The 26,424-nt window shown below is 63.0% G+C and carries 23 protein-coding genes; 13 read left to right on the top strand and 10 right to left on the bottom strand.

Annotated features, from left to right (window positions below):
• On the bottom strand, positions 1-667 hold a 667-nt coding region (locus tag G3N62_RS10755; protein WP_241013059.1), incomplete at its 3' end, for a LacI family DNA-binding transcriptional regulator.
• Positions 668-673: 6 nt separating this feature from the next.
• Here G3N62_RS10755 and G3N62_RS10760 point away from each other — a divergent pair.
• Complete coding sequence (locus tag G3N62_RS10760; protein WP_185733091.1) at positions 674-1,594, top strand: phosphatidylinositol-specific phospholipase C; 921 nt, start codon at positions 674-676, stop codon at positions 1,592-1,594.
• On the opposite strand, the gene G3N62_RS10765 is transcribed toward G3N62_RS10760, so the two are convergent.
• Together G3N62_RS10765 and G3N62_RS10770 are read right to left on the bottom strand one after the other, a co-directional pair.
• Positions 1,595-2,551, bottom strand: a complete 957-nt coding sequence (locus G3N62_RS10765; RefSeq protein ID WP_124670320.1) for an alpha/beta fold hydrolase — start codon at positions 2,549-2,551, stop codon at positions 1,595-1,597.
• A 51-nt stretch (positions 2,552-2,602) separates the two neighbouring features.
• Positions 2,603-3,214 carry a LysE family translocator gene (locus G3N62_RS10770; RefSeq protein WP_124670321.1) on the bottom strand — a complete coding sequence of 204 codons (612 nt, stop codon included), beginning with the start codon at positions 3,212-3,214 and terminating at the stop codon, positions 2,603-2,605.
• 87 nt (positions 3,215-3,301) lie between these two features.
• Between G3N62_RS10770 and G3N62_RS10775 the strand changes: the two genes are divergently transcribed.
• Positions 3,302-3,829 (top strand): GNAT family N-acetyltransferase, encoded by a 528-nt coding sequence (locus G3N62_RS10775; protein WP_124670322.1) that lies wholly within the window; start codon positions 3,302-3,304, stop codon positions 3,827-3,829.
• Between the two features lie 18 nt (positions 3,830-3,847).
• On the opposite strand, the gene G3N62_RS10780 is transcribed toward G3N62_RS10775, so the two are convergent.
• The 6 genes from G3N62_RS10780 to G3N62_RS10805 form a co-directional block, all read right to left on the bottom strand.
• Positions 3,848-4,909 carry an alkene reductase gene (locus G3N62_RS10780; protein ID WP_034189474.1) on the bottom strand — a complete coding sequence of 354 codons (1,062 nt, stop codon included), beginning with the start codon at positions 4,907-4,909 and terminating at the stop codon, positions 3,848-3,850.
• A gap of 81 nt (positions 4,910-4,990) precedes the next feature.
• Complete coding sequence (locus tag G3N62_RS10785; RefSeq protein WP_034189475.1) at positions 4,991-5,299, bottom strand: helix-turn-helix transcriptional regulator; 309 nt, start codon at positions 5,297-5,299, stop codon at positions 4,991-4,993.
• An 849-nt stretch (positions 5,300-6,148) separates the two neighbouring features.
• A complete protein-coding gene (locus G3N62_RS35935) occupies positions 6,149-6,724 on the bottom strand; it encodes a phage integrase family protein (protein WP_260449355.1) in 576 nt (191 codons plus the stop codon).
• 212 nt (positions 6,725-6,936) lie between these two features.
• The gene (locus G3N62_RS10795; RefSeq protein ID WP_060170363.1) at positions 6,937-7,827 is read right to left on the bottom strand and encodes a hypothetical protein; all 891 of its coding nucleotides are present in this window, start codon (positions 7,825-7,827) and stop codon (positions 6,937-6,939) included.
• A 213-nt stretch (positions 7,828-8,040) separates the two neighbouring features.
• The gene (locus G3N62_RS10800; RefSeq protein WP_124670323.1) at positions 8,041-8,895 is read right to left on the bottom strand and encodes a hypothetical protein; all 855 of its coding nucleotides are present in this window, start codon (positions 8,893-8,895) and stop codon (positions 8,041-8,043) included.
• 44 nt (positions 8,896-8,939) lie between these two features.
• A complete protein-coding gene (locus G3N62_RS10805; protein ID WP_124670324.1) occupies positions 8,940-9,386 on the bottom strand; it encodes a hypothetical protein in 447 nt (148 codons plus the stop codon).
• Positions 9,387-9,766: 380 nt separating this feature from the next.
• Between G3N62_RS10805 and G3N62_RS10810 the strand changes: the two genes are divergently transcribed.
• The 7 genes from G3N62_RS10810 (at position 9,767) to G3N62_RS10840 (ending at position 18,960) form a co-directional block, all read left to right on the top strand.
• Positions 9,767-11,434: a patatin-like phospholipase family protein gene (locus G3N62_RS10810; RefSeq protein ID WP_185733092.1), complete on the top strand. Its 1,668-nt coding sequence runs from the start codon at positions 9,767-9,769 to the stop codon at positions 11,432-11,434.
• A complete protein-coding gene (locus G3N62_RS10815; protein WP_124670326.1) occupies positions 11,431-11,640 on the top strand; it encodes a hypothetical protein in 210 nt (69 codons plus the stop codon). Before G3N62_RS10810 ends, G3N62_RS10815 begins: the two co-directional genes overlap by 4 nt.
• Before the next feature lie 497 nt (positions 11,641-12,137).
• The gene (locus G3N62_RS10820) at positions 12,138-13,301 is read left to right on the top strand and encodes a PIN domain-containing protein (protein WP_124670327.1); all 1,164 of its coding nucleotides are present in this window, start codon (positions 12,138-12,140) and stop codon (positions 13,299-13,301) included.
• A 124-nt stretch (positions 13,302-13,425) separates the two neighbouring features.
• Positions 13,426-14,145: a hypothetical protein gene (locus G3N62_RS10825; RefSeq protein WP_060170350.1), complete on the top strand. Its 720-nt coding sequence runs from the start codon at positions 13,426-13,428 to the stop codon at positions 14,143-14,145.
• Between the two features lie 173 nt (positions 14,146-14,318).
• Positions 14,319-15,248 (top strand): hypothetical protein, encoded by a 930-nt coding sequence (locus G3N62_RS10830; protein WP_124670328.1) that lies wholly within the window; start codon positions 14,319-14,321, stop codon positions 15,246-15,248.
• Between the two features lie 563 nt (positions 15,249-15,811).
• A complete protein-coding gene (locus tag G3N62_RS10835; protein ID WP_124670329.1) occupies positions 15,812-16,747 on the top strand; it encodes a hypothetical protein in 936 nt (311 codons plus the stop codon).
• Positions 16,748-17,967: 1,220 nt separating this feature from the next.
• Complete coding sequence (locus G3N62_RS10840; RefSeq protein WP_124670330.1) at positions 17,968-18,960, top strand: IS5 family transposase; 993 nt, start codon at positions 17,968-17,970, stop codon at positions 18,958-18,960.
• Positions 18,961-19,217: 257 nt separating this feature from the next.
• On the opposite strand, the gene G3N62_RS10845 is transcribed toward G3N62_RS10840, so the two are convergent.
• Entirely contained in the window at positions 19,218-20,129 is a 912-nt protein-coding gene (locus G3N62_RS10845; protein ID WP_034189481.1) for a LysR family transcriptional regulator, read from the bottom strand.
• A gap of 310 nt (positions 20,130-20,439) precedes the next feature.
• Between G3N62_RS10845 and mdlC the strand changes: the two genes are divergently transcribed.
• From mdlC to G3N62_RS10865, 4 genes are all read left to right on the top strand, one after another.
• The gene (mdlC, locus tag G3N62_RS10850; RefSeq protein ID WP_069706333.1) at positions 20,440-22,029 is read left to right on the top strand and encodes a benzoylformate decarboxylase; all 1,590 of its coding nucleotides are present in this window, start codon (positions 20,440-20,442) and stop codon (positions 22,027-22,029) included.
• A 55-nt stretch (positions 22,030-22,084) separates the two neighbouring features.
• A complete protein-coding gene (locus tag G3N62_RS10855; protein ID WP_124670338.1) occupies positions 22,085-23,536 on the top strand; it encodes an aldehyde dehydrogenase in 1,452 nt (483 codons plus the stop codon).
• A 263-nt stretch (positions 23,537-23,799) separates the two neighbouring features.
• Positions 23,800-25,146 carry an MFS transporter gene (locus G3N62_RS10860; protein WP_034189484.1) on the top strand — a complete coding sequence of 449 codons (1,347 nt, stop codon included), beginning with the start codon at positions 23,800-23,802 and terminating at the stop codon, positions 25,144-25,146.
• 113 nt (positions 25,147-25,259) lie between these two features.
• Positions 25,260-26,399 (top strand): alpha-hydroxy-acid oxidizing protein, encoded by a 1,140-nt coding sequence (locus G3N62_RS10865; RefSeq protein ID WP_241013060.1) that lies wholly within the window; start codon positions 25,260-25,262, stop codon positions 26,397-26,399.
• The last annotated feature ends 25 nt before the right edge of the window (positions 26,400-26,424 follow it).

Below are 26,424 nucleotides of genomic sequence, written 5' to 3' on the forward strand. Positions count from 1 at the left end.
GCGCCCGAACCCGTATCCCGTGCGACGGTCGCGCCGTTCTCGATCGTCGAGATCGATCCCGAACTCGGCATCGCGCTCGACCTCGATACCGAGATCCCGCCGTTCGCGCTGTTGCAGGCGCGCCGGCCCACACGAGCCGCTGCGCCGCCTGGACGGCGCCCGCCGCGTTGTCGCTGACGACGACATCGGCCCCCGGCAGGTTCGCCTCGCGATTGATCATCACGACCGGAATCCGGTGTTCGAGGTACTGCTGCGCGACCGACAGCGGCGGCGACGCGGACGTCATCACGAGCCCCGCGATCCGGTAGCTGAGCAGCTGTTCCAGCGATTGCCTGACCTGGCGCGGATCTTCCGCGTTGGTCACGAGCGGCGTCAGCGCGCGCTGCCCGAGCGCGGCCATCAGGTCCGACAGCAGCCGTGCGCGAAACGGGTTCTCGAACCCCGCCGTGACGACGCCGATCATGCTGCTGCGCTGCGTGATCATGTCGCGCGCGATCAGGTTGACCTGGTAGCCGAGCGCACGCGCGGCGGCCATCACGCGTTCGCGTGTTTGCGGTGCGATGCTCGCCGTCGGCGAAAATGCGCGCGACACCGCGGAGCGCGAGACGCCGGCCCGCGCCGCGACATCCGACGCCGTTACCCACGGTTTTCTTTCCTTGTCATTCATCGATTCATGATCCCTTCGCGCCACGAAACGTGCATGCCGCTCGCCGACTGGATGTCGGCGCTCGACGATGCGCGGCTGCTGCATACGCTGACCCTACCGGGCAGCCATGACACCTGTGCGTATACGGTCGACGATGCGCTCGTGCGCACGCAGCGCGCGCCGCTCGACGCGCAGCTCGCGCACGGCGTGCGGCTGCTCGACATCCGCTGCCGGCACGTGCGCGACGCGTTCGACATTCATCACGGCGGTATCGCGCTGGGGATGACGTTCGACGACGTGCTGACAAGCTGTGCGCGCTTTCTCGACGCGCATCCGCGCGAATGCATCGTGATGTCGGTGAAGGACGAGTGGCCGGCACAGGCGTGCACGCGCGGGTTCGACGCGACGTTCGACGCGCATCGCGCGCGGCACCCGCGGCTGCGCTGGCATGCCGGCGGCACGCTGCCCGCGCTCGGCGACGTGCGCGGCGCGATCGTGCTGCTGCGGCGCTTTCGCAGCGGCCGGCCGCTCGGCATCGACCTGACTGCGTGGCCCGACAACGCGACGTTCACGATCGATCATCCGGACGGCGCGTTCGTGATCCAGGACGAATATCGCGTGCCGGTGGCCGCATCGATCGCGTGGAAGTGGCGCGCGATCGACGCGCTGCTGACGCACCTGCCGGTGCCGGACAGCGGCCGCTGGGCGATCAGTTTCTGCAGCGGGACGGGAATGGGCGCGAATCCGTCCGTGGTGGCGCACGGCGACGGCAGGGTGCCCGGCATTCATGCGAGGCTGGCCGAGCGGTTGCATGCGCAGCGCGGCCCGCATGGCGCGATGCTGCTCGATTTCTGCGACGACGACGACTGGGCGCTGGTGCGCGCGCTGATCGAATGCAACGACCACGTGCCGGAGCAGGGCGTCTGGCGCAAGGCGTTTCGCTGTTAGTCAGCGCAGGTTCGCGTTGAAGAACGCGAGCGCCTTCGCGTCGAGTGTCCGGTGGAAGGCCGCGCGATCGAAGCCCTTTGCGTCGGTGCAGATGTCGGGCGCGTCGCGCGCCAGCTGCTCGGGGCACGGCGCCAGGAATGCGAAATGCGCGGCATTCGGCACGACGTGGAATTCCGGCCGCTGCGGCAGCAGGGCCGCCAGCGCGGGCGCCATTTCCGGCACCACGCCGTCGCCGCCTGCCTCGGAGGCCCAGAGCTGGATCGGCGCATGCACGTCCTTCAGCGTGTCGGCGCTCGGGAATGCGTCGAACGGATCGGCGAGCACGTAGGCCTTGATGCGCGGATCGTGCGTCAGCGGCGCTTTCGGCACGTCACCGTCGCGGATTTGCCGGCAGATCGGCCATGCCGGGTCCGGGCAGGCGAGCGCCGCATGCACGAAATCCGGGTTGGCGCCGGCCAGCACGAGGCCCGTGTAGCCGCCGCGCGAAAATCCGAAGAAGCCGATGCGGGTCGGGTCGGTTCGTGCGGCATCCGGCGCCTTGTCCAGCATGTAGTCGACCAGACGCGTGATGTCGGCCGGACGCTCGACGAAGTCGCTCAGATCGGCCGCGCGGCTCATGTCGGAGAACGTGTCGCCCGGATGGTTGATCGCCGCGACGACGTAGCCCGCGTCGGCGAGCGTTTCCGCGAGGTCGTGATGGCCGAGGAACGTGCCGCTGTGGCCGTGCGAGATCACGACGAGCGGCAGCTTGTCGCCGGCGGTCGGGCAGTCGCGCTGCCCTTGCAGCACGAAGGGGCCGATCGTGAGCGGCCGGCCGGGGGCGGCGCAGGGTGTCCAGATGGCCGCCCGCACCGCGGGGCCGCGGGTGTCGGCCGGAATCGTGACGAACTTGACGCCGGCCGCATGCGCGATCGTGGCGGACAGGCAGAGCAGGACGGCCGATAGCCAGGTTTTCATGTGCAATCCCGGGCAAGGGCGGGCGCCGCGATACGCGCCGGACGGAAGCGCTTACCGCGTCGCGATCGCCACTGCCGCGGAGGCCATCGCGGTCGCGCTCGTGCGGTTCGCGATCCGTTTCGCACGCGTCGATGTCAGGAACGCGCGTGCATGCGATGCGAGCAGCGACCAGAAGCAGTCGGCAAGAATCAGCACGGCGAGCATCGTGCCGACGAGTTCGGCCCACGCAGCGACACTGACATGCGCGAGATCGACGATGGTCGGCAGGAGTGCGAGATAGAACACCATGATCTTCGGATTGCCGAGCGTCACGAGCATGCCGGCGACGAACATGCGCCACGGCGACTGGCCGCGCGGCAGGTCGTCCGCGCCCGTGTCGGTGGGCGCGATCCACATTTTCCACGCGAGAAACAGCAGGTACGCGACGCCAAGCAGCTTCAGCACGAACAGGCCCGTTGCGAACGTGCGCGCGAACGCCGACAGCCCCGCGACCGCGAGCGTGAGCCACAGCGCTTCGCCGAGCCACATTGCCATGAGGAACGGCAGAACGTCGCGGATGCCGTTCGTCAGCACGCGCGCGACGAGCGCGGCGACGCTCGGTCCGGGCGTGCCCGCGGTGACGAGCAGGGCGAAGGCGAAGACGGTGAGCGTGGACAGCGTCATGGCGGGCCTCGGGAGTGGGACGTTCGAAACGTATGAAGTATCGATTATAGTGACGGCCGTTCCAGCCAGCCAGCCTGAATTGCCGTCATGACAGCATCGATCCTGATTCGTCTCGCCACGCGCGAGGACGCGGCCGCGATGGCCGCCGTGGAAGTCGCCGCCGCGCAGCGGTTTCGCGAAATCGGCATGGCCGACATCGCCGACGGCGAGCCGACGGATGCGGCCACCGTGCTCGCGCGCATCGACGCCGGCCGAGCGTATGTCGCGGTCGATCAGCAGGGGACGTGCGTCGGTTTCGCGTTCTACCGGTTGCTCGACGCGCGGCGCTTGTATCTGGAGGAACTGGATGTCGCGCCGTCGCATGCCGGACAGCGGATCGGCGCGCGCCTGATCGAACAGGTGAGGGCGCGCGCGGTGCAGGAGCACGTCGAGCAGGTGCTGCTGTCGACGTTTCGCGATGCGCCGTGGAATGCGCCGTACTACGCGCGCCTCGGTTTCGACATCGTCGACGACGCATCGCTCGACGATACGCTGCGCGCGATTCGCGCGCACCACGTCGCGCTCGGCCTCGACGAAACGCGGCGCGTGTTCATGCGCGCGGACGTGCGCGCCTGAACACGTGCTGCCTGGCCGTCAGGCCGCGTCGCTCAGCGCCGGGTAGTCGGTGTAACCCGTTTCGCCTTCCGCGTAGAACGTCTCCGGTACCGGCTGGTTGAGCGGTGCGCCGAGTTCGAGACGGCGCGGCAGGTCCGGGTTCGCGATGAACAGCTTGCCCCAGGCGATCGCGTCGGCGCTGCCGCTGGCGAGCGCGGCTTGCGCGGTGTCGAGCGTGAACTGCTCGTTCGCGATCAGCGGGCCGCCGAACGCTTCCTTCAGGCGCGGGCTCAGGTGGTCGCCCGAATACGATTCGCGCGTGAAGATGAACGCGATCTTGCGGCGGCCGAGCTCGCGAGCGACGTAACCGAACGTGGCCGCCGGATCGGAGTCGCCCATCGTGTGCGCGTCGCCGCGCGGTGCGAGGTGCACGCCGACGCGGCCGGCGCCCCACACGTCGATCGCGGCGTCGACCACTTCGAGCAGCAGGCGCGCGCGGTTCTCGATCGGGCCGCCGTACGCATCGGTGCGGTGGTTGGTGCTGTCCTGCAGGAACTGGTCGAGCAGGTAGCCGTTCGCGCCGTGGATCTCGACGCCGTCGAAGCCGGCGGCCTTCGCGTTCTCGGCACCCTTGCGGTAGGCGGCGACGATACCCGGGATTTCGTCGAGCTCGAGTGCGCGTGGCGTCACGTACGGACGCTGCGGACGCACGAGGCTCACGTGGCCGCCCGCGGCGATCGCGCTCGGCGCGACCGGCAGGTCGCCGTTCAGGAATACCGGATCGGAGATCCGGCCGACGTGCCAGAGCTGCAGCACGATGCGCCCGCCGGCTGCATGCACGGCCTGTGTCACCTGCTTCCACCCTTCGACCTGCTCGTCGGACCAGATGCCCGGCGTGTCCGCATAGCCGACGCCCTGCGGCGTGACCGACGTTGCTTCGGTAATGATCAGGCCGGCCGACGCGCGCTCGCTGTAGTAGCGCGCCATCAGCGCATTCGGCACGCGCGTCGTGCCCGCACGGGCGCGGGTGAGCGGCGCCATCACGATGCGGTTCGGCAGGCTCAGGTCGCCGAGGGTAACGGGGTCGAACAGTGTAGGCATGGCAGATAACCTCTTCTCGAAAGGCGGGGAAGCCGGCGCGTCATGTGCGATGGCGCCCCGCATGGCCGGTTGGGCCGATGGTTAGAGTTCGCGGCGCATGGCGTCGTGAAATGCGTCGATGACGGCCTCGTTGCGCCGGAAGAACGCCCACTGGCCGATCCGCGTCGACGTCACGAGCCCCGCGCGCTGCAGCGTGGCGAGGTGCGCGGAGACGGTCGACTGCGACAGCCCGCAGCGCGCGTCGATCTGGCCCGCGCAGACGCCGTGTTCGTACGGCAGCGTCTGTTGCGGGAAATGCTCGTTGGGCGTTTTCAGCCAGACGAGGATCTCCCGGCGCACGGGGTTCGAGAGCGCTTTCAGGATTGCGTCGATGTCGATTTCGGTCGGCATGGAAGGGCTTGGTGTTTCGGTTCGGCAAACGGGTATCGTCGATGAGCGAATCATATATCGTAATTTAACGATATGCTTGAAAGCACTGCTGCCAATGGGGTTGATAGGTGTCGACATACAAAAAAGGTCGCACTTATGAGAAGGGGGCGGAAATGTTCAAAAAAGGCCACACCTCGTATTTCACTATGTAAAAAGGCGGGATAACTGGTTGATATCAATCACCTTTATTTTCTGCTGCGTTAGGGGCCTTGGGAGTCAGCAGGGGCGTGCAAAAGTTTCCTGCCAAGAAAATTGATTAGTATTTCTAAGTTAATGTGTGTGCTAGGTCGCTGTGGCAAGGGAAAGCGATATCATTTCATAATGCTTTCAAATTGAGGTGGGAATCCACTCAATGCGAGTCGGCTGAATGACCTGAGGTTGGCGCTTTCCCTCCGGGTGACAGAAGACCAAGGGGGAGCACGGACGAGCGCCGCGCCGACTGCACGGGGGGGCTCAACATAGGCCCTTTTTGCGGCGACGGCAGACTTACAGGGCCGCGTGACATCTCGTCGACGTTGTGGCGCTCAATCGCGAGAACTGAAGGGGAACATAGTAAGGGCTATGTTCCCCTTCAGTTCTGGGCATGGGAGAGGCCTCGGCGTGCGCGGCACGCCCCTAGGGAATTGAGCGCTCCCACCGCGGCGATCGCAAGCGGTGCCATCATCGTTTCGTCGCCGCTGTATTTCTGGCGCGGGCGACGACGTGCCGGTGGGCGGGTTCATTGGGCATTGCGTCACGCGCGGGCCGGGAGGTTCTTCGATCCGGGCCGGGCTGTTGGAGAGACGGCTTCGACTCAGGCGGTGCTGAAGCTCAATTGCGAGCGCGCACATATAGCGCGGTGATAGGCGAGGGCCTCGGCGGGCCAGCCTCAGCTCGCACCGCTTCGAGGTCGTTCGAGGCATGGATGTAGGGGAATAGGGCAGCTCGGTTCTCGCCCGCGCTCCCGGACAGCGGAAGAGCGAAGGTCATGCGTTCGAGCGGTGCGAGCAGGGTTGCCTGGCCGCCTACCTCGACAGTCTGATTGTCCGGCGCGGCGAAGGGATCTCGGGCATCAACGTCCGCCTCGACACGCAACCCGATCGTCGCTTCGTGACGACGGAGCCAGCTGACGATGCTGCGTGCGCGGCCGGCACCGATACGTGGAACGGCGCGCCACCACGTGCCGCCGCGCTCGTTACAGAAGTTCACGAGCTCCACGAGGGTTGCGATGTGCCGTGACTTCAACCGAACGGCCACCAGTGGCCGAAACCACATTCCTACGGCGTGCCCGGCTTCTGGCCGTGCAACGGCGAGCTGCGCTGCTTGCTCGACCATCTTGAGGGATACGGCAGCGAGCTTGGCGCTGCCGTGCTTTCTTACTGATGCCTTCAGGTGGTCGGCGAGCACGGGCGAGCGCGACCAGGTCGGCCTGCATGTCGCGCAGACTTCGCTCGACCGCGGCGGCCGTGAGCGGTTCACCATCGTCCATCGCCCAGGTACAGACGGCCGATCGTTGCCAGTGGGATATGCTGGACGTAAGCTCTCAGCGCGGCGAAGTCGTTCCGAGTGTAGGTGCGTTGATGGGCGACGGTCTGCGGCCGATTGGACACGGCGAATCCTCAGAAAGCGGGTTGGTCGGTATAGCGCGGGTTGGCAATCTGCTCGCGTAGCCAGCCGTCGTCGGCCAGTGCAATTGCCAAGAAAGATGGGACGGTCAGCCAGCGCAGACCGAATTCCTGCTCGTGCGCGGGGTTCTTGCGCCGCCGGTACCACTCGGCAAGGCCACGCCGGACGGGGAATGGCTGCAGGTCGGCGTCCGTCTTGAGCCAGAAATCTGCGGTGTGCGGTCTGCTCACCCGAATCAGCGTGTCGCGCTTGAACGACGCGATGTCGACGCGCTTTCCCGCGCGGACCGCCTCCGCAATCAACTCGACAGCCGGCCGATGCGCCGCTTTGTACCCCACGCGTACCTTGCGGAGCATGGCCGTGTCACCAAATCGCGCAGCAAGCCAGACCACGGCGGCAACGAGGCGGTGATTCCCGTTTGAACAATGCGCGGCGCCGCCATACGCACCGAGGTCGAGCGTTGACCGCGCAGTGGCGGACGGAAAGTGCGTCGCGCCAATTGTGGACTCAAAATAGGTCAGTGCGCGTTCGTCCCAGTCGCTGCAGTGCAAGCCCTCGAACAGTTCGCGCCAGGTCGTCGCGTCGTGGTCCGCGAAGTTCGTGTGCGAGAGCGCGACAATCGACGTAAGCGGCACGTCGAAGTAGCCGGCCTTGTATTGGCCTTGCGTGAGCAGTGAAACCATCTCGCGCAGGTTCTGCTCGATGGCTACGGGCCGGTCGAGGACGAGTGAGCGCGAACACTCGGCAGCGAACTGAATCTTGGCCTTGATGGGTGCCACCGGCCGTGTCGGCAGTGGCGCAGCCAGGGCGGCAGGGTAAGCCGCGAACGCGGCGGGGTCGTGCGGCGTCCGAGAGCGGTTGGAGGTGTTGTTCAGCTCTTGCATCTTCGTTTCCATTCGAAGGGTTGGCAGATACCAGCGATTCAACCGCCGGTCGACCCAAATCGCTACGCGGTTGTTGCGCACGCGTCGATGGGCTGAAGACGTATAGTCAATTTTTCGATGCTGCCCGGTGACCGTCATCGCATTCGCGAAAACGCCCGTCCAATCGGCGCTTCTGCGCGGTTTCGCGCCGACGCTGGGCTGGCAGGCACGAGATCATTCTGGCCTTTCTTTATAAGGCGGCGCTCGGTGCTGCGCTCGCAGCCAGCTGGTGTCGGCCAATGCCGCGGCGAGCTCAGGTGATACGGGTTGCCACTTCAGCCCGGCCTCGTCGAGCCGGGGCTCGCGAAATCGGCGACGCACGTTGCCAAGCCAGCCACCTGGCCCTGCGATCGGCGTGACCCGTCGCCCATGGGCCTCCCAATACTGAGTCCCTTCCGACGAGTGGGCGCGCAGAAACACCGTGTGACTGCCGTCCAGCCGGGCGGCGTCGACCCGTGCGCCGGCGCTGAGCGTAGCCGTTATAACGGTGAGCGCGGCGGGATTCACGGGCTGGTAGCGGACCTCAACCTTGCACAGTTTTGCGGCAAGGCCATCTTTTGCCGCCAACCAGCACACGGCGGCAACAAGCCGGTGCATGCCGTTGACGCAGATCAGCGCGCCCCCGAACGCCTGGAAGCGGAGCGGATAGGCCGCGTTAGGCGCCGGGAACGACGACGCGCCGATTTCTGATTCGAAATAGGCGAGGGTGTCCCGTTCCCAGCCGACGCCGTGGATGCCGTCCAGCAAGGAGCGCCACGTTTTCGCGTCTTTGGCGAAGTTCTTGTGGCCGAGTGCAACGAGTTTCACGAGTGGCACATCGAGGTAGGCGGTCCGGAAGGCCGGCAGCGCCAAGCCTTCAGTCGCCGCGAAGATCTCGCGCTTTTCAGCGACCGGTCGGTCGACGATCGCCGCCGGCGCAGCGGGCAGCGCCGCCCGGATCGCGGGCAGCGCGGGCGCGGCGAGCTGGGCACGCGCGCCGTCTTCGCCGTAGACGAAGGCAAGCTGGGCGAAGGTGGGCTTGTCGTTCATCGTGGGGGTGCGGGGTTCGGGTTAGAAATATGCGGGCCGGCGCGTTACGCACCGCTCCCATCGTCGAGCGGCCGAAACGTGAAGCGGCCCAACAGGGCGCGTGCGGCACCTAGAAATGCCGCAGGGTGTGCGGCGAGCACGGCGCGCAAAGCGACATCCGTCTCGATCATCTGCGCCGATCCGCTCAGGATCGGGTTGGCGCCACGGAGTAAGAACTCGGCGGTGTCGATCGGCCCGAGCGAGGCCAGCATGGCCATCAAGTGCTGCCCATAAGCGCTCCGAAACAGGTCTTTTCCCCAGACCTGCATCAGTGCGTCGACGACGGCGGCCGACGCGGCTGTGAACGGCGGATCCTCACGAACGAGTTGCGCGTGCGGCGACAGGGAGCCGGCGTCGCGCGCGAGGCGCGCCAACGGCAGCTGGCACGCGTAGACGAAGATGCGCACGCGATCAGCGCGCTCGCGCGCCGGATAACGGTCTGATTGCTCCATCGAACCCTCGAAATAGCTAGGCGTAAAGTGCCGTACCCCGATTTTCGACCATTAAATGTAACGCTGATAATAAGAATTATCACGGTTAAAAATATAAGGGCCTGACCTGTGAATTAGAAAGATCGCTTCCGTCCACTTCTTGCATGTGGTCCGTGAGCGAGCAATTGACACGTCAGCCTGCCACCGCGTCGCCGTGGGCAGTTCCTCGCGTCGGCGGCCGGGGCGCGCGCAACACCGTCTTCAAACGCGGAGACGCCGCTCTTGAATATTCACTCCGACGATCGGGATAAAATAGCGCCTGAACTCTTCCTTGTGGCATGGGGACCGTCGACCGGACATTCCGGTTCCGCAACGGTGAACGGACCGAACTGATAGACCGAATGAACCGAAATTTGACCCTTGAGGACTTCGCTCCACCGGAGCCTTACTGGAATAGGCCGCTGCAGCTGCGTCCCGATCCTTCTTTCCTTGTATTTCAGGGGGGCGGAGCCAAGGGGATCGTACACGTTGGGGCTCTTGCGGCCGTCGAAGATCTGGGAATTGAGATTAAGGGCGTCGCGGGAACTTCCGCCGGCGCGATGATTGCTGCCTTGGTCGCCGCTGGTTTTACCAGTAAAGAAATGCTCGACACGACGTCTGGCCAGCACATCATTGCATCGCTCGGAGCGAGCTTCGGGCGAACGAGACCTTTTTCACTGGTCCGAGCGACGGATTTGTTCTCATGGAAGGGATGGATGTTCATCCGTACCCTTAAAAGGATGTTGTCCCTGGCAAAGTACTTTCAGGTTGCGCTGATTGCAGTGGTGGCCCTGTTGGGCGCACTCGAGTATTTCCGACCGTTTGTGGGGATGTTTGTTGGTATTGGCGGCCTATTGTTTGCGTATTGGGTCTACAAGAATTTGAAGCAAGGGGTCAGTAGGGTAGACCGCGTCCGCGACTTCATCGATCATGCGATCGTGTCGAAATTGAATGGCAAACATCGCTCAGATGTGACGTTCCGCCAACTCCATGAGGCCGGTGGAAAGGCACTGAAGGTAGTCGCCACGAATGTGACTGACCAGTGCGTTGAGGTTTTCTCCTACCAACGAACACCGGAGGTCCCGATCGCAGACGCTGTCGCCTCGTCGATCTGCCTACCGGTCGTGTTTGAGCCTTGGAAATTTGCTTGCCAGCGTAGCGCCGGTGTACGTGCCGATGAGGAGGAGCGCGAGTTTCTTGACGGCGGCCTAACATCAAACTTGCCTGTTTGGACGCTCGATAGCGATCGCGCTGCGGCCGGACAACTGCCGACAATTGCGTTTTCTATCCAACCAGATCAGCAGGACCATGACCGCCCCGGGCACTGGGCAAGCGCGCTGATGTCGGCGATTATCTCGGGGTCGATGGAGATTCATACTCGCGCTGTCGACAAGATGGTGCACATCCCAATCGGCTGCAGCCTGAAAATCTTTGATTTCAATGCCAAACTTGCAACTCTGTGCGAGGCGGTCGACAAGGCTCGCAATGGCGTTGCGGACCGACTCGAGAGGCAATTGATCGAGTTTCCGGAGATTCTCAGAACGGGGTGTAAGCAACTGTGCGAGGCGGCGGTTGAACTTTGGAAGCAGGAGCCGCAGATTTGGTGGAGCAATCCAGCGGCCGAACCGGCGCGCTTCGGTGTGGCCTTCGCAGTTCAAGCGCCGCGCGAGTGGCAAATGACTACTCCGTTTCATTACGGATTCGGCGATGGTAGTGAACTGCTTGTCAAGCAAAAGCACCTATTAGGAGTGTGGGAGGATCTGGAACCCGCATACGTCCAGTCGGGTCCAACCGACTACTACATTCTGGTTCCCGTCTCGACTTTCGATAGTAACGTTGAGTCCGTGGAGAGGAAGCACGAGCAGCCATTGGTCGTGATCATAGGAATTCGGGATTTAAGGGTCAAATTAGATTCGGCCTCCCGTAGTGAATTCGAGAGCTTTGTTTGGGCACTTGGGGCTAGTGTGGTAGTGTTTGCAAAGGAGCGCCGGATTCTTGAGGCGGTTCAAAGGAGCACTCAGACATCATGACGACGGAAATCATCAAAAAGGTGTTAAAGAAGGCCGCTCCAGGTCGTTCGGTAGGCGATTCGGAGCGTGTAGCGCGGTTCAAGACTCTTACGATTGAACTCGGTGCGGTCGAGCTGCAAACTAAGATCGACCATGCCATTCAGGAGTCTGAAGAGCGCCGTCGACGCTTGCGCGAACAAGGCGCCGTGACGGTCACGGTGCCGTGATTTCATGTGAATTGTGATCTTGAAAGGGCGCACCAGCGCCCTTTTTTGCATCATGGGGACTTGGGCGGGGGGCACTGGCCCATGACCTTTGGATGCCCCGTCTCCGGGGCGCTTGGCCGCTGGCCAGACTGGATGAGCATTCCGGAGATACTCGATCCGGACGAATGGGATGAATCGCAATTGGGTCACGCGCAGGCCAAGCGTCGCATCGGTAAACGGCTGACGGGAAAAAGTTCCGAAACGTTGGGAGCTCGCACGATAAGACGCACGCGCTGCGGCGCCAGCTCGTGCAGACTGAATTGAATCTGCCCTGGGCTCGCAAACCGGTCGTGCCTTGACGACGCTGATGACGCGGGACACTCCGGACGGGCGCCAGAAACGGATATACCACGTTGAATCCGTGCTGACGTGTGCGGAGCCCCTGGCGCTGACGGAACCGAAACCCGAATCGACCTTTCTGGCGGCCGGCCGACATTTCGACCGCCGAGGAGCCCATCATGGATAGCATGCCCGCAGCACGGATCCTCGCCGACGAAATCGGCGCGATCGCGCTCGATACGTCCATCTTCGACCAGTACAAGGGCCGCCTTGACAGCGGCTTGCTGCGCCGCATGACGCAGTTCCGGTACGGCGGGCGGGTGAAGGTCCTGATGCCCGATCTGATTCGGCGCGAGGTGCTCGCTCACCTGACCAGTGACGCGCGAACAGCCGCGGAAAACCTGAAAAAAGCGCTGCGCGATGCCGAGTCCGCGCAACTGGTGTCCCCCGACCACACTCGGCAGTTGCTCAACGGCCTGTGTGACCCTGCTGCCGAAGCGGAACGACGCCTGTCCGAGTGGGTCAAGCAAACGCGCGCGGAGATAATCGACTGTGCAGCCCGGGTCGATCTTGGCTGCATGTTCGACCGCTACTTCGCAGCCGAGCCACCGTTTGCTGATACCGTGGACAAGAAGGCCGAGTTTCCGGACGCGGCTACGCTGATGGCGCTTGAACACTGGGCTGACGAACACGACACGCGCGTGCTGCTGGTGTCGAGGGATGGCGACTGGGAACGTTTTTGCAAGCGCCATTCGCGCTTGCAGTCCGTCGGTGACCTGGGCGCGGCGCTCAGCGCGTTCCAGGACGAGAGCGCGCAGTTCATCGCCCGGCGGTTTGCCGACGCGGAGTTGGAAACACCACCGTCGGCGATCATCGAGGCAGTGTTCAACGAGCCCTCCATGTTTTCGGAGTTGATCACCTTCGTCATCCTCGATCCGGCGTGGCGCCCCGGTCTCCGATGGACCCACCTTACCAAGCTCCACGCCGTCAGCTGGCCGACCGCGAGTGGCATGCGGGAATTCGAAGCAGTGGATCACCGGGACGGCAAAGTGGTGGTCCGTGTCAGGCTCGCGTTATCCGTGGAGCTACGCGCAAGCTTCGTGGTCCTCAAATCCGCCGCACGGGAGGAGCTTTTGCGCCTCGTCGACGGGTGGAACCGCACGACCTATCAGACGGTCCCGATCGAGGCGCTGGTGACGCTTGACGGGGGGCTGAAGGACCGCGTGCAAGTCGACCGCGTCGAGTTCTTGCCAACCACCTATGCGTATACCCTGGGCAACACTTTCCCGGAAATCCAGGCCCCGGATCGTGACGACGGCATCACCTACCACGCCTTTGATTGAACAGCGACCGATCCGATGGCCACGACCCGGCAGGAGAGATAGTGGGAATCGCGATCCTGCATGTCTACTACTTTGCGTATCAACCAACGCACGGCAACGCTCCCTCGCAAACTAAAATTCCGACATGAGCCTGACTGATTCCGGTAGTCGCTTCGAACATCGCCTACGCCAAAAGCTCGTCCAACTTAAGCAGTTTGGTTGGCGCCACCTGATGCTCAGCGCACTTTTGTTCACTGTGACGGCTCAGCTTTACGACGCAGCAATGGGGGGGCGTCGCGCGGCAAAGCTTGGCGATCCCGCCATACGCGCCAAGCGCGCTGCCGTCCGTGCGTTTCTTCATCATTTCGACGCTGTCTCTGTGCTGGAACACGCCCTCAGCGGTGTCGGGTACGCCCTTGTCGGCGCGGCCCTGCTGCAGCTCTTCTACTTCGTCTACTGGCCGCAGACGCCGCAGGCGGTCGAAACGCCGCGCTGGCTTCGCTCAGTCTGGATTGTCGTGGCCGCCGCGACCGCCGTCGTCATGATCCTGCGCGTCGCCTACGTTGGAACTGGCACCGCGATGGCTATCCTCACCGCGCTCGGCGTCGCGGCGCTACTTGTGCGCCATGCGCGTGTAGCCGGCGTCGCGCGTTCAGCGCCGCAGTGGTTCATCGGGATCGCTGGCGCCGCTGTTTGGTGCAATTTCGATCTCGCGTGGAAAGTGTCGGAATGGCCGACCACGCACGATACGCTCGGTGTTGTGTTGGCGCATTTGTTCGCCAGTGGCGCGACGCTGATCATATGCAGCGTCGCGGGCGGGGCTGTGGTGCGATGGTGCGCGTGGCTCCGACCTGTTGGTACCTAACATGATTCTGCTGAGCATCACACCCGCTCACTGCGCGTTGTTCCGCGCGCAGTGAGCGGGGCTAAACAAGCCAATGCCGTACACGCATTAGGGCATGCCGGGCGCGTGACGCGCAACACCCTGACGATCGTCGTGCGTACGCCAAATTATTTCTGTCTTTCTAGAAGGCGCCGATGTCTCTCGACAACCAAAATCAAGCCGGATGCCGGCTCTCTACACAGATGGACGAACGAGTCAAAGCCCTTGCAGCACAAGGTGCGCGAATCGCAGAAAAGGAAGCGGCGCAGCTCGCCGCTGCGGAAGAGCTAAGGGATGGACTGAACGCGGCGTTCCACAATCGTGATATTTACGCGGTCAGTACGATCGTCGACATCGAGATGTACGACGGAGACTCGTGGGTCTATGGTCGGCTCCGATATTTTCGCAAAGATCTGGAAGTGCTTTACCGAACACCTGACGACGACATGGCTGACAGCCAGCGCCCTGACGCGCGCGAGAACGGGACTTGGCACATAAAGCAGCTCAAAGATTGCACGCCGAAGTGGCAGGCCACCATGCTCTCGACGGAGATGATCACGTCGTTGTTGAACGACTTTTCGGAGAGGCTGACGACCCACGAGCAACAGCTCGATCGCTCGCTATCTGCTTTTCAAAACCTCCCGTTGTTCGAGGCGACGGACGTTGACTCACTACCGGCCCCGCCGCGGGATGATTTGATCAAGGCCGCACAACGTTTTCGCGACGGTGACTTGAGTGGGGCGATAGCGGCTGCCTGTGGGGCCGTGGACACGGTCGTCGACATTGTCTTGCGTGAACCAAACCCGAAGCCAAGTTTTCAGGAGGGTTGTAACCGTGCGTTCAAGGAGGTGCTGAACGTTCAGTCCGATCTTCAGGAGCTCGGCTGGACGGAGAGCGAGGCGATGATGCTGGCCGACAATTTTAAGAGGGCGATGAGTGCAGGCGCGTACGTAATGCAGAGTTTGCGCAGCAAGATGGGCGATGTCCACGGAACCAAGCCGGTTCTGCTGCCCCTGGCATTCGACACGCTGAAATGGGCTGAAATTATGGTTCGCACGCTCGCTACACGCGAAATCGAGCGATGAAGTTGTCGAGCGCGGGGATAAACTCGTGGTAGCACCGTCAGCAAAGGCTGAGAGCGAGGTTTCGTTCGTGTCTGCACGCGTTGCGGGAATGCAACAATGGTGGGATGTATGTGCGATGATTTTGCTAATGCGTCTTCAGGAGCTTGCAATGTCAGATGTGGCTCACGAGCGGCGTAATGAGGAAAGTCGCTCGTGACGAGAGCATGGCGTGCACGTAACCGATGATCAACAACTTAGGTGCGTGCGCAACAATATACCTCTCGTCGGAAGGACGGGGATGCGACTTTAATGCCTGTTTTCCAGGGTGGGGGAGGCTGTCGACATTGAGCCGTGGTGCACGCCCATGTCGCGCTTCAACTCCATCGCTTGGAATTCAGCGCACGTCGATGAAATACCTCGCCAGCGACCTGTCGCTGCTCACTTCCTCAGCTTGACGTTCGCCGCCCCGCATTAGCGGAATCACTGGACACGATTAGCGCTCGAACTGACACCATTAGCAGAATCTGCGAACTTCAACAGCATACGTTCAATTTGATCAACGGCCACAAAACGGAACGAGAATTATGAAAATAATTGATAGCTTTCTGCCGCCAGCCGTACAAGCAGTCGTCATAGGCACGCTCGTCACTTATGCTCTTAGCCAGTTCGATGGCGTGCGCAAAGAAAGGCGCAGCTCGAAAAGCTTGGTGTTCATCTGTTGGTACGGCGCACGTAGACTTCCGGTTCGTTTGCCTCGCTGGATCACCTTTGTAGCGTCCGTGGTCAGGAGCCACTTTCGGAAGCCGGTGGATCAGATCGTGCTGCCAGTGCCTTCGACACAAAAGGTAGTGGTTTTCATTGCGAACAATGGGCGGGTTCCGCTCAGCAGCGACGACCTTTTCAAATCCACCCCGCTCAAACTAAGGCTATCCGGCGACGGTCAACTGGTCGACGTCAGAACACGCTACGAGAGCGACCAGATAGCTGGCATCAAGCTGACGGGGGAACGTAGCTTTCTGCGCCGTCCGAAAAACCACCTGATCGAGAGGGAAATCACGTTCGCATACATGGCGCCCGGCCATGGATTAGCCCTCGAAATCGAATACAGCACGCTTGGCAAGACACCGGTCTCCTTCAGCCTATCGGGTCCCGTGAACGGCATGAAAGGCTCGATCCAGCAACAGATCCTGTTTGAGATCGATATCGAAAACAACCAGCGTCGCCGTCGAGAACGGCGATCCGAGATCTTGAGATTATGGATAGGCATCCTGATGATGGTGGTCGCTGTGACTGTCGGAGTGGTTGACGCTTACGCGAATGGTGGACGTTTTGTCATGACCAAAAGCCTGCCATACTGGTCTACGCTGGGCCTCTTAGCGGTCGGTGAAATCATCGCCCTTGTGGCCTGGTTTCGCGTCGAACAGGTGAGAAAGATTCCCGCCGCGCTTCGATACTGGGAAGCGCAACAACAACCGCCGGGTCTCTCCACCATTCTTACTACTGACCGGACAACCGTCTAGCCACCACTTCCTCTACGGACTTTCACGACGCGGTTCATCGCCTCAAAGGGACGTGAGCCGCGCAGTACATTGCGAGTGACCGTCCTTCCGACTGACGGAATCGCGCGACTACCGGCCCCAGCGCTCACCGGCGACTTCCGCCGACGCTTCGCTTTCTGAGGTGCATCGGTGTTGCTCGGCGGGCAGCGCGATCGCGACCAGCAGGTCGTTGACGTGTCGGCGCCGCTCGACGTGCTTGGCGGAAGCGACCGACCACCTGGAACGATTGCGCGTCAACCGAAGAAGAATTGGTCACTCGACGATATCGTAGATCCGTTCACGGTCCTCTATACCTTTACAGGTGTCGCAGACAAGGCGGCGCTTCATATCCTGATGGACCTGGGATGGGGAGTGGTAAAACCGGATCGGCATATTTGTCGGTTTGTCAGCAGGCTAGGTGGCCAATGGAAACGATACTTTCCTGACGGCGCTACGGATGATCTCCGCCCAGCGCTCACGCTTCCGTTCGTGAGAGCATGGCAGGACGCTTGCGCACCCTTCTCTTCGAGTGCGCTGGCGCCACCGCCATCGCGCAACGGTGTGATGTTCCCAGGTGTCTCTGAGCTCAGCTCTCGCCACGTCGATCGCTTGGTTATGTGGTACGCGTAGGACCGAGCGAAGGAGGAGCACGTGTGGCGCCCAAAGCCTGTTTGCGGCAAACAACCGGACTACCAAAGTTGTTCGGTTCAGGATTGTGACGCGCGCGAGCAAGACTCGGCATGACACAACACTCGACGTACGGAAGTGACATCAGCCCATAGTTTTCGGGAATCTGCTTTTCGGCTTCAAATCCTGACCGCGGAAGTTCCGGATTGGGTCGTTCGGAGTCGTTCGGAGTCGTTCGCGTCGTCCCAGAACCGCCATTCGCTGTCGCGTGCCGATCCTGACGCCGGGATGAACGCGCGAACAAGATATGGAACCTTATCATGACACCACGATTGCTCGTTCAAACTTGGGTTTCGCCGAACCGGTGACCGCGACTGCCGGCGCCATTGGGGAGTTGACGCTGGTCTTCGCGAGATCGCGGCCAGTGACAACTTTGCTTCGCAAACGGTGACAAGTTTAATTTGATCGACGCGAACGGACATCATTAGGGAAACACTGATCAATTCGGCTTGGCGGTCATCGCTGACGAAGCCGAGGGCGTTGTAGAAAGAAGCTCACGGAACGGTCCCACGACGATGAAACGGCAGATTGGTTTTGCAGAAGCGGAAAACCTGGGCAAGAAGCGAGTGACCCAGCGACAGCGCTTCCTTGCGGAAATGGAGACGGTGGTGCCGTGGCGGCGCCTGCTGTCGGTGATTGAGCCGTACTACCCGAAAGGTGAACGGGGTCGGCCGCCGATCGGTCTTGAGCGCATGCTGCGGATCTACTTTCTTCAGCAGTGGTACAGCCTGTCTGACGAAGGGCTTGAGGATGCTCTGTACGACAGCATCGCGATGCGCGCCTTCGCGGGCATCGCGCTGGCGCGCGAGGATATGCCGGACGCTACCACGCTGCTGAAGTTCCGGCGCCTGCTGGTGGAGCACGAACTGACGCGAAAGCTGTTCGATGAGATCGGCATTGAGTTGTGCGAGCGCGGGCTGATGATGAAGGAAGGCACGCTGGTGGATGCGACGATCTTCGAGGCCCCGCCGTCGACGAAGAATGCCGAAAAGAGCCGGGATCCCGAGATGCACCAGACGAAGAAGGGCAACGAGTGGCATTTCGGCATGAAGGCTCACATCGGGATGGACGCTGACGCGGGGCTGGTGCATAGCGTGATCACCCCGGCCGCCAATGAGTCGGATGTATCGCAGGCACACGCGCTGCTGCACGGCCACGAGCGTGAAGCGTTCGGCGATGCAGGCTACACCGGCGTGGACAAGCGCGAGGAGATGAAGGGGCGGGCACTGAAGTGGCACGTGGCGCTCAGGCGCAGCAAGATCAAGGCGATGCCCCAGGGCATGCTCAAGGATCTGGTGATTGCGGCCGAGCGGACCAAGGCGCAGATTCGTGCGCGGGTTGAGCATGCGTTCCATGTCGTCAAGAATCTGTTCGGACATCGCAAGGTGCGCTACAGGGGGCTGGCCCGGAACACGGCGCAACTGTTCAGCCTGTTTGCACTGGCGAACCTGGTGATGGCACGAAAGCGGCTGTGGCCATGCCATGGGAGCAGTCCGTCTGGTGTGTGAAAAATGCTGGGACGTGGTCGCGCAGATGCCCCAAATTCACTGCGGCGGCCTTCCAGTTTAAAAATTGCGCGCCGTATGTGCCGATCCGGCTGCGATAGGCTCATTGATCAGTGCTTCCTTAGGGAATTGCTGCCCTCTGTATTGGCTGGCAATTCAGGTACGGACATTTATGTGCATCTACAGTAGGTATCGGCGTACAAAAGGATTACGGCCGGAAGAAGGGGGCGGAACGCCGAAGCCTCTCGCCGGCCGCCTGCTCACTTGCGCAACGATCCGGTCAGTTGACGCAATTCGTCCAGCAGCTTGACCGCGGGTGTGGGTAGCGTGCCGCGCCGGCGCCGAAACGCGGTCAACGTGCGTTGCGCATCCAGGCCTTCGATGTCCAGCGCGTCAATGACGCCGGCCTTGCTTTCGGTGTCGTACATCGGCTCGGCCATCCATGAGACGAAGCCGCATCGTGCTACCAGGCTTTTGAGCACGGTGACCGAACGGGTCTCGACGGCAATGGCCGGCATCGGGAGGCCTCGGGCTTCGAAGGTTTCTTGCATGTGGGCATAAGGTCCGGTTCCCTTGGGCGTGATGGCCCACCGTTGTGTCAGCGTGTCCTCGAGCCGAAGGCCGCGCGTCGAGCGCAACGGATGATCGGTCGCCGCGACCACGAAACTCCGGTCGGTCCATGAACAATCGGTGAGCGCAGCGACCTCGTCGGTTTCGATTCCCGAGGTGCAGAGCGCCAGGTCGATCTCGTAAGCGAGCAAACCCTCGACGAGACGGTCCCACACGCCTTCAATCACCTCGACGCGCAGGTTGGGCCATTTATCGAGCACGCACGCGATGGCCATCGGCAGCACGAGGCTCGCGATGCTGCCCACCGCGCCCACCTTGATGACGCCTTTCGCGAGGCCGCGCATCGCGTCCAGTTCCTCGCGCGCCTGCTCGGCTTCCCTTTGCAGCAACATGGCATGCGGCATCAACGCCTCGCCCAGCGCGGTCAGCTGCATCCCTTTCGTGTGGCGCTCGAACAGCGGCGCCCCGACCGATTCCTCGAGCCGCTTGATCGATCTGCTCAGCGCGGGCTGGGTCATGTCGAGCAGCGTCGCGGCTCGTCCCAGGCTACCGGCGGACACGATCGTCGTGAACATCGTCAACTGCTGCAGATTGAAACTCATCGCGGCGAACCCGATGGAAAGGGATTAAAGGTATCGAACAAGATCCCGAATGGGACGGCGGCTAGGTGTCTTCCCTGAAAGGAGCCGCCGCGTACGCTCGCAGCGGCTGCCGGAAAACCGGTTCTGGCGGCGCTCAGCCCCGCCCGGTAAGGCTTCCGGCCTGAATGGACCCGTCAGGCCACTCGACGATGTCATGCATGAATGTAATGGCTTTGAGCATTCTTGGCAATTTTCAAACAAGGTATCGAATCCCATACTGCGGCTCATCCCATCACCGCCAGCCCGAATGGCGAACCGCAGAGGATTCGAGATGCAACGAAACACAAGTGGGCAGCCGACCGTTCGCGATGCCGTCGTGGACTTGATGCGGCGCCTCGGCATGACGTTCGTGTTTGCCAATCCCGGCTCGACCGAGCTACCGATGTTCCGCGACTTCCCGGAGGATTTCCGGTACGTGCTGGGCTTGCAGGAAGCGGTCGTTGTCGGCATGGCGGACGGGTATGCCCAGGCGACCGGCAACGCCGCGCTGGTCAACCTGCATTCGGCGGCCGGTGTCGGCAACGCGATGGGCAACATCTTCACGGCGTTCAAGAACCGCACGCCGCTGATCGTGACTGCCGGCCAGCAGGCCCGCTCGATCCTGCCGTTCGATCCGTTTCTGTCGGCGTCGCAAGCAACCGAGTTGCCGCGCCCCTACGTGAAATGGAGCATCGAACCGGCTCGTGCCGCGGATGTGCCGCTGGCGCTCGCCCGTGCGTACCACGTGGCGATGCAGGAGCCGCGTGGCCCCGTGTTCGTTTCCATTCCGGTCGACGACTGGGATCAGCCGGCCGACTTCGTTGAGGCGACACGGGTCAGCAGCCGGTTCCGTCCCGATCCGGAACGGATCGCGGAGATCGGCGACGCGCTGGACCACTGTCAGCGGCCGGCCATCGTCGTCGGCGCGGAACTCGATCGCGCCGATGCCTGGAGCGAGGTTATCCAGATCGCCGAGCGCCACAACGCGCGGGTTTACGTCGCGCCGATGTCGTCGCGCTGCAGCTTCCCTGAAGATCATCGGCTCTTCGCCGGATTCCTTCCGGCGATGCGCGAAAAAATCGTCCGGATTCTGCACGGGCATGACCTGATCTTCGTCGTCGGGGCGCCGGCGTTTGCGTATCACGTCGAAGGCAGTGGGCCGCATGTGCCTGACGGTGCGGCGTTGTACCAGCTCATCGACGATCCGGCCACCGCGGCGTGGACGCCGGCCGGCACGTCGGTGGTGGCGAACATTCGCCTGGGGCTGGCGGACCTGCTCGCCCGTCCGGCGCCGCGGGGTCGGCCGCTACCGGCGCCTCGCGAGGCCGTCGAGCGCGCCGAGCCCACGGCGGTCATGTCGGTCGCCTATGCGTTGCAGACGCTGTCCGAGGTCCGCCATGCAGCCGATATCGTGGTCGAGGAGGCGCCGAGTTCGCGCCCCGTCATGCAACGGTATCTGCCGTTCACGCGCGGTCAGACGTTCTACACGATGGCAAGCGGCGGTCTGGGCTACGGCATGCCCGCCGCGGTGGGCGTGGCTTTGGGCAAACCCGGCAGCCGCGTGATCGGCCTCATCGGCGACGGCTCGGCGATGTATTCGCCGCAAGCGATCTACAGCGCGGTCCAGCTCGCTCTCCCGATCACATTCGTTATCCTGAATAATTCCCGCTACGCAGCCTTGCAGGAATTCGCGCCCGTATTTGGCTTTTCCGAGTCGGATCCGGTGCAGGGCACCGATCTCCCGGGGCTGGATTTCGTTTCTCTCGCCAACAGCATGGGGTGCAAAGGGGTTCGAGTGAGCGACGCACGGTTGCTCAAGTCCGCGCTGGAAGACGCGTTGTCGTCGGGTGAAACGCGCCTTGTGGAAATCGTCGTGGCCTGACCGTGAATCGGCGGTTCGGCAGGCCGGCATGTCAAACATATTCGAGGAGACGGAAGTGAATCAGGTAGCGATGCTGATCAATGGCGAGCGCACGATGGCTCGCGACGGGGCGACATTCGAGCGCCGTAACCCGCTCGACGACACGGTCGCCTCGACGGCGCCGGCCGCGACCGTCGCCGATGCACAAGCCGCGGTGCATGCCGCGGCCGCCGCGTTTCCCGCATGGTCGACGATGGGGCCGGGCGAGCGACGCGCGTTGCTGAATCGAGCGGCGGAGGCACTCGAGGCAAAGGGCGACGCTTTCGCGCTGGCAATGGCAACCGAAACGGGCGCGTCCCGCCTGTGGGCCGATTTCAACGTCAAGCTTGCGGCCGACGGGTTGCGCGAAGCCGCTGCGATGATCACGCAGATCTCGGGCGAAGTGATTCCGTCGGACGTACCCGGCAGTCTCGCGCTGGGGGTTCGGCAGGCTGCCGGCGTCGTGCTCGGGATCGCACCGTGGAACGCTCCCGTCATCCTGGGCGTGCGTGCGGTTGCGTTGCCGCTGGCGTGCGGCAATACCGTCGTGCTCAAAGGCTCCGAGATTTGCCCCGCGACCCACGGCCTCATCATCGAGGCATTGCAGGATGCGGGACTGCCGCGCGGCGTCGTGAACTTCGTCACGAATGCGCCGGCGAATGCTGGCGACATTGTCGAAGCGCTGATTGCCGAGCCCGCGGTCAGGCGGGTGAACTTCACGGGTTCGACGCGCGTCGGCCGCATCATCGCGACCCAGTGCGCGAAGTATCTGAAGCCTTCGGTACTTGAACTCGGCGGAAAGGCGCCGTTTCTGGTGCTTCACGATGCCGACCTCGACGCTGCCGTGCAAGGCGCGGCATTCGGCGCGTTCGCCAATTCCGGCCAGATCTGCATGTCCACCGAACGCATCGTCGTCGACACGGCGATCGCCGACGAATTCGTCGCGCGTCTGGCCGAGAAGGCCAAGAGCCTGCCGCTTGGCGATCCGAGAAAGGGCCCGGCCGTCCTCGGTTCCGTCGTGGACATGGCGACCGTCAGGCGATGCAACGACCTGATCGACGACGCGCTGGCGAAAGGCGCGACCCTGGTGTGCGGAGGGAAATCCGATACCACGCTGATGCCGGCCACGTTGCTCGATCACGTGACGGCGGACATGCATATCTACCGGGAGGAGTCGTTCGGGCCCGTCAAGGCGATCGTCCGCGTCGATGGAGACGAAGCGGCCATCGCATGCGCGAACGACAATGAATATGGTCTGTCGGCGGCGGTCTTCAGCCGTGATGTCGCGCGCGCGTTGACGGTCGCGCGGCGTATCGAGTCCGGGCTTTGCCACGTCAACGGGCCGACGGTTCACGACGAGGCGCAAATGCCGTTTGGCGGGATGAAGTCCAGTGGTTTCGGGCATTTCGGCGGCAAAGCCGGAGTCGCGGAATTTACCGATTTGCGCTGGATCACCGTGCAAACGACGCCTCGTCACTACCCGTTCTGATCGTTGCCGCGGTCGGGGCGCGTCTTTTTCATGGTGGAAGAGACGGGCCTCCGGATCGTGGACGCGAACAAAACAACAACGATATACCGGTGAGTAGCCTTCGCTCCTCGAACGACGAGCGATCGGCACAAGGAGACTGCAATGCCTGTCGTCAATTTCGAGTTGTCGCTCGATCGCATCCGGTTCGAGCTTGACCGTCACGTCGGAACACGGATTACCCGGCGATGCGATTCAGACTTGACCGATCTGGCGGGGAGAGCGAAATGAACGATCGTAATCCTCTTCTGCCGACGGTAGACATCGGCCGTACCCTCGACGATGGACCGTTCTCGGCTTTCCAGCGAACGGTCGTCCTGCTCGCCGCGCTTGCGATCGTGATGGATGGATTCGACGGGCAACTCATCGGGTTCGCCATTCCCAGCCTGATCAAGGAATGGGGCATCACGCGCAACGCATTCGCGCCCGCCGTCGCAGCCGGCCTCGTCGGCATGGGGATCGGCAGCGCGTTCGCCGGGCTGTTCGCGGACAGGTTCGGCCGGCGCTGGGCCATCATCGGGAGCGTGCTGGTATTCGGCTTGGCGACGAGTTCGATCGCGCTGTCGCCGGACGTCACGACCATCGCGATCCTGCGCTTCTTCGCGGGACTGGGTATCGGCGGTGCGCTGCCGAGCGCGACGACCATGACGGCGGAATTCACGCCCGCGCGCCGGCGCACGCTCGCCGTGACCGCCACCATCGTTTGCGTACCGCTCGGGGGCATGCTGGCGGGGCTGTTCGCGAGCGTCGTGCTGCCTCATTACGGCTGGCGGGGACTCTTTCTGATCGGCGGCACGCTTCCCGTGGCACTGGCGCTGCTGCTGTATTTCGTCATGCCGGAATCGCCGCGTTATCTTGCCCGCCGTCACGAACGCTGGAACGAATTGCGTCACCTGCTGACCCGCATGTCCCGCTCGATTCAGCCGGACGCCGTGTTCGCCGATCAGAAGGAGCAGAAGGCGGGACCGCGCCCGGGCTTTCGTGCGCTGTTCGCGGACCATCAGGGCCGTGACACGGTGGCGATCTGGGTCGCATTCTTCATGAACCTGGTCGCGGTCTACAGCGCATTCAGCTGGCTGCCGACGATGCTGGCGGGCGAGGGGCTCAGCCCGTCGGTGGCCGGTTCCGGTCTGACCGCCTACAACCTCGGCGGCGTATTCGGCGCAATGGGCTGCGCGCTAGCAATCGGTCGGTTCGGATCGCGCTGGCCTTTGCTCGTCTGTTGCCTGATGGCATCCGCGAGCGCGCTGTTCCTGCGCGGTCTCGACGTCTCCGCCCACACGACGTTGCTCGTGTTCGGAATCGGTCTGCACGGCCTCTTCGTGAACGCGGTCCAGTCGACGATGTATGCCCTTTGCGCGTACGTCTATCCCACCGAGATTCGCGCGACCGGGACCGCGTCCGCGCTCGCGTTCGGGCGGCTTGGCGCGATTCTCAGCGCGTTCGCGGGGGCATTCGTGATCACGCAGGGCGGTGCGTCCGCATACCTGGGCATGTTGGGCGCCGCGATGGCGATGGTGTTCATCTGCCTGATGATCGTGCGTCGCCATATTCCGCCCATCAATGGCGCCTGACCTCGCTCGTCCGGTCGACAGCGGCGCGCGAAACCGCACGCCGGCGCGCCGCGTTTTTTTGCATCACGATTGACTCCGACAGTACCCCGATCATGACAACAGGATTTCCCGGCATGTTCTCCGTCAGCGACTATCGAGACGAAGCCAGACGGCGGCTGCCGCGCATGGTGTTCGACTATCTGGAAGGCGCGGCGGACGATGAATCGGGGCTGACGCATAACCGTTCGGCGTTCGATACATTGCAGTTGTTGCCGCGCCGGCTGTCGGACGTCAGCACACGCGCGCAGTCCGTGGCGTTGTTGGGCCGGCGGAACCCGTTACCGCTGGTGATCGCGCCAACGGGCCTCAATGGCGCTTTCTGGCCGAAGGGCGACCTCGCCCTTGCGCGCGCGGCGGGCAAGGCCGGTATTCCGTTCGCGCTGTCGACGGCTTCCAACATGTCCATCGAGGAGGTGGCAAAGGGGGCCGACGGAGAACTGTGGTTTCAACTGTACGTCGTTCATCGCAACCTCGCGAAGAGCCTGGTCAATCGTGCCCGCGCGGCGCGCTATTCGACCCTGATCCTCACCACCGATGTCGCGGTCAACGGCTTTCGCCGACGCGATCTTTGCAACGGTTTCGCGATGCCGTTCAAGGCCAGTGCACGTGCGGCGGTCGACGGACTGTCGCACCCGCGCTGGCTTTGGTCCTATCTGATGAACGGCATGCCCGAGCTGAAGAATTTCGCGACGGACGATGCATCGGACACGGCCTCGCAGGCCGCGATCCTGCGCCGGCAGATGGATGCGAGTTTCGGTTGGGACGACCTGCGCCGCCTGCGGGACGAATGGCCGGGCAAGCTCCTCGTCAAGGGCATCGTGACGGCCGACGATGCCGCGCGGTGCGTCGCGCTCGGCGCGGACGGCGTCATCGTTTCGAACCATGGCGGCAGGCAACTCGCCGCCCTGCCGGCGACAGCCGACGTGCTGCCGGACATCGTCGAGCGCATCGCGGGCGCGACGATCATGCTCGACAGCGGCATACGGACGGGGGCCGACGTCGTCAAGGCGATCGCGCTGGGGGCCCAGGCCGTGATGCTGGGGCGCGCCACGTTATACGGGTTGGCGGCCAGAGGGGAAGCCGGCGTGAGCGACGTCATCGAGATGATCAAACGGGAAACGGACCGGACGCTTGCCCTCATCGGTTGTCGCTCGGTGGAGGCGCTCGATCGCAGCTACGTTTCGAAGCGGCCGTCCCGGGGTATTGCGCATTGACGCCGGATTTTGGATGCGTAATGGT

The organism is Burkholderia sp. Tr-20355, assembly GCF_017104685.1.
Classification (GTDB): Bacteria; Pseudomonadota; Gammaproteobacteria; order Burkholderiales; family Burkholderiaceae; genus Burkholderia; species Burkholderia seminalis.

What these genes read in the sequence shown, in the direction of transcription:
- G3N62_RS10760 (WP_185733091.1), top strand. Translation starts at nt 674, where the DNA reads ATGATCCCTTCGCGCCACGAAACGTGCATGCCGCTCGCCGACTGGATG.
- G3N62_RS10765 (WP_124670320.1), bottom strand. Translation starts at nt 2,551, where the DNA reads ATGAAAACCTGGCTATCGGCCGTCCTGCTCTGCCTGTCCGCCACGATC.
- G3N62_RS10770 (WP_124670321.1), bottom strand. Translation starts at nt 3,214, where the DNA reads ATGACGCTGTCCACGCTCACCGTCTTCGCCTTCGCCCTGCTCGTCACC.
- G3N62_RS10775 (WP_124670322.1), top strand. Translation starts at nt 3,302, where the DNA reads ATGACAGCATCGATCCTGATTCGTCTCGCCACGCGCGAGGACGCGGCC.
- G3N62_RS10780 (WP_034189474.1), bottom strand. Translation starts at nt 4,909, where the DNA reads ATGCCTACACTGTTCGACCCCGTTACCCTCGGCGACCTGAGCCTGCCG.
- G3N62_RS10785 (WP_034189475.1), bottom strand. Translation starts at nt 5,299, where the DNA reads ATGCCGACCGAAATCGACATCGACGCAATCCTGAAAGCGCTCTCGAAC.
- G3N62_RS10795 (WP_060170363.1), bottom strand. Translation starts at nt 7,827, where the DNA reads ATGCAAGAGCTGAACAACACCTCCAACCGCTCTCGGACGCCGCACGAC.
- G3N62_RS10800 (WP_124670323.1), bottom strand. Translation starts at nt 8,895, where the DNA reads ATGAACGACAAGCCCACCTTCGCCCAGCTTGCCTTCGTCTACGGCGAA.
- G3N62_RS10805 (WP_124670324.1), bottom strand. Translation starts at nt 9,386, where the DNA reads ATGGAGCAATCAGACCGTTATCCGGCGCGCGAGCGCGCTGATCGCGTG.
- G3N62_RS10810 (WP_185733092.1), top strand. Translation starts at nt 9,767, where the DNA reads ATGAACCGAAATTTGACCCTTGAGGACTTCGCTCCACCGGAGCCTTAC.
- G3N62_RS10815 (WP_124670326.1), top strand. Translation starts at nt 11,431, where the DNA reads ATGACGACGGAAATCATCAAAAAGGTGTTAAAGAAGGCCGCTCCAGGT.
- G3N62_RS10820 (WP_124670327.1), top strand. Translation starts at nt 12,138, where the DNA reads ATGGATAGCATGCCCGCAGCACGGATCCTCGCCGACGAAATCGGCGCG.
- G3N62_RS10825 (WP_060170350.1), top strand. Translation starts at nt 13,426, where the DNA reads ATGAGCCTGACTGATTCCGGTAGTCGCTTCGAACATCGCCTACGCCAA.
- G3N62_RS10830 (WP_124670328.1), top strand. Translation starts at nt 14,319, where the DNA reads ATGTCTCTCGACAACCAAAATCAAGCCGGATGCCGGCTCTCTACACAG.
- G3N62_RS10835 (WP_124670329.1), top strand. Translation starts at nt 15,812, where the DNA reads ATGAAAATAATTGATAGCTTTCTGCCGCCAGCCGTACAAGCAGTCGTC.
- G3N62_RS10840 (WP_124670330.1), top strand. Translation starts at nt 17,968, where the DNA reads ATGAAACGGCAGATTGGTTTTGCAGAAGCGGAAAACCTGGGCAAGAAG.
- G3N62_RS10845 (WP_034189481.1), bottom strand. Translation starts at nt 20,129, where the DNA reads ATGAGTTTCAATCTGCAGCAGTTGACGATGTTCACGACGATCGTGTCC.
- mdlC (WP_069706333.1), top strand. Translation starts at nt 20,440, where the DNA reads ATGCAACGAAACACAAGTGGGCAGCCGACCGTTCGCGATGCCGTCGTG.
- G3N62_RS10860 (WP_034189484.1), top strand. Translation starts at nt 23,800, where the DNA reads ATGAACGATCGTAATCCTCTTCTGCCGACGGTAGACATCGGCCGTACC.
- G3N62_RS10865 (WP_241013060.1), top strand. Translation starts at nt 25,260, where the DNA reads ATGTTCTCCGTCAGCGACTATCGAGACGAAGCCAGACGGCGGCTGCCG.